Origin of the sequence: Actinoplanes sp. NPDC051633 (genome assembly GCF_040681735.1) — a bacterium.
In the GTDB taxonomy this organism is placed as follows: Bacteria; Actinomycetota; Actinomycetes; order Mycobacteriales; family Micromonosporaceae; genus Actinoplanes.
In genome coordinates this window covers 1-2,038 of the sequence record NZ_JBFAZH010001303.1, presented here as the reverse complement: position 1 = coordinate 2,038, position 2,038 = coordinate 1, and the positions used below count along the sequence as shown (strand labels likewise).

Here is a 2,038-nt window from a genome sequence, read left to right as displayed (position 1 = left end):
ATGGCGAACTGTCCGACCGGGCCGGCGCCCCACACCGCCACCACGTCGCTGGGCTGGATGTCGCACATCTCGGCACCCATGTAGCCGGTGGGCAGGATGTCGGAGAGGAACAGCACCTGCTCGTCGCTCAGATCGGACTCGATCTTCAGCGGGCCGACGTCGGCGAACGGCACCCGCGCGTACTGCGCCTGACCGCCCGCGAACCCGCCGGTCAGATGCGAATAGCCGAAGATCCCGGCGACCGGGTGGCCGAACATCTTCTCCGCGATCCCGGCGTTGGGGTTCGTGTTCTCACAGCACGAGTAGAGCTCGGCCGCGCAGGCCGCGCACGCGCCGCACGCGATCGGGAACGGCACCACGACCCGGTCCCCGGCACGCAGACGATCAGGATCGACACCCGGGCCGACCTCGACCACCTCACCCATGAACTCATGGCCCAGGACGTCGCCGTCCTGCATCGTCGGCACGTACCCGTCGACCAGGTGCAGGTCCGAGCCGCAGATCGCGGTGGAGGTGATCCGTACGATCGCATCGCGGTTGTTCAGGATCTTCGGGTCCGGCACGTCGCGGACCTCGACCTTGTTACGACCGGCCCAGGTGTTCGCCCTCATGCGTCCGCTCCCTTCTCGAACTCGGCGTCCGACAACGGCTGCGCCGGACGCTGCGGGAACTCCTTGCGGGCCCGCTTGCCCCACGGGGCGCCATCCGAGCGGACCACCTCGCCGGTCTCCAGCACCTGCTTGAGCCGGCGCAGGTCGTCGTCGAGCTGCTGGTGGGGTTCCTCGCCGAAGTACTCGGCGACCGCCTTGCCCACCGGGCCACCCGGGATCTCGTACACCAGCACGACGTGCACCTCGGTGCTCACCCCGTCCGGGGCCGGCACGAACCGGACCGTACCGGCGTTGGGCACGTCGGCGTCGCCGGTCGAGCGCCACGCGATCTTCTCCGCGGGTACCTCGTCGATGATCTCCGCGTCCCATTCCACATCCGAGCCGAACGGGGCGGAAGCCGACCAGTGGCTCGTCCGATCACCGGTGGCGCGGACCTGCTCCAGGTGCGCCATGAACTTCGGGAGGTTCTCCAGATCACGCCAGAACGCATACACCTCCGACGCGGGTTTGCGGATGGTTGTCGTGGCCGTCAGTTCCATGGATCCTCCTTCGCGCGCGCAACGCGCCGCGGGTCCGAAGCCGGTTCCCGTGAGTGATTCGAAGCCGCCTACCCATCGAGATATCGCCTAAACGGCCGATCCGCCGACGACACGGTCGCCTCGAACAGCCCCACGCCACTCGTGTTGACCGGCGGAGCGTCCCCGGGTAAACCGGGGCACGAGTGCACCCGGACAGGCGACCGCCGCCGCCGGGACGAGGCCCAGCCACCGGTGAGGAGCGCCGATGACCCGTACCGAAGAGCAGCGTCCGGAGATCGTCGTCGGCCTGGTGGCAACCCCACCCGACCACCCGGCACGGGTCACCGCGCGCCTCACCGCCGAGCTCGCCGATCGGCTCACCGAGCGGGTGGACGCCGACGTGCGATGGACCATCCGGGAGGGCTGGGGTGACGTGGCGCCGCGCCGCGACGGCGGCGCCGAGGCGCTGCTCGACGACCTTGAGCACCGGCGCGCCGATGACCGGTGGGACCTCGCGATCTGCCTGACCGACCTGCCGCTGCACACCGACCGGATGCCGCTGGTCGCGCAGACCTCAGCCCAGCGCCGGGCCGCGATGGTGTCCCTGCCCGCATTGGGACTTCGCCAGCTACCAGCCGTCCGCGCGCTCGTCCCGGACCTCGTGAGCCGGCTGCTCACCGACGCTTCCGACCAGCGGGTGCCGCCCGCCCGCCGAGAACCGGCCGAGCCGGCAAAGCGGGTCGCCGCCATCCACCACGTGGTCGGCGAGGGCGACTCCGGGGAACTACGCTACGTCGCCCCGCGGCTGACCGGCCGAGCACGGTTGCTGACCGGAATGGTCCGCGCCAACCGCCCGGGGCGAGCGCTGCTGGGTCTGTCCAAACTCCTGGTCGGCGCGTTCGGCACGGC

At 70.6% G+C, this 2,038-nt stretch carries 2 protein-coding genes and 1 pseudogene; 1 reads left to right on the top strand and 2 read right to left on the bottom strand.

The genetic code is table 11. The features are described from left to right. A partial coding sequence (locus tag AB0M20_RS40350; RefSeq protein ID WP_364306447.1) for an alcohol dehydrogenase catalytic domain-containing protein occupies positions 1-611 on the bottom strand: 611 nt, incomplete at its 3' end. After that, entirely contained in the window at positions 608-1,150 is a 543-nt protein-coding gene (locus tag AB0M20_RS40345) for an SRPBCC family protein (protein WP_364306445.1), read from the bottom strand. The genes AB0M20_RS40350 and AB0M20_RS40345, both read right to left, overlap by 4 nt. 244 nt (positions 1,151-1,394) lie before the next feature. Here AB0M20_RS40345 and AB0M20_RS40340 point away from each other — a divergent pair. Further along, positions 1,395-2,038, top strand: a pseudogene (locus AB0M20_RS40340) (hypothetical protein); the annotation flags it as partial.

Coding starts and splice junctions, on each gene's coding strand:
- AB0M20_RS40345 (WP_364306445.1), bottom strand. CDS start 1,150: ATGGAACTGACGGCCACGACAACCATCCGCAAACCCGCGTCGGAGGTG.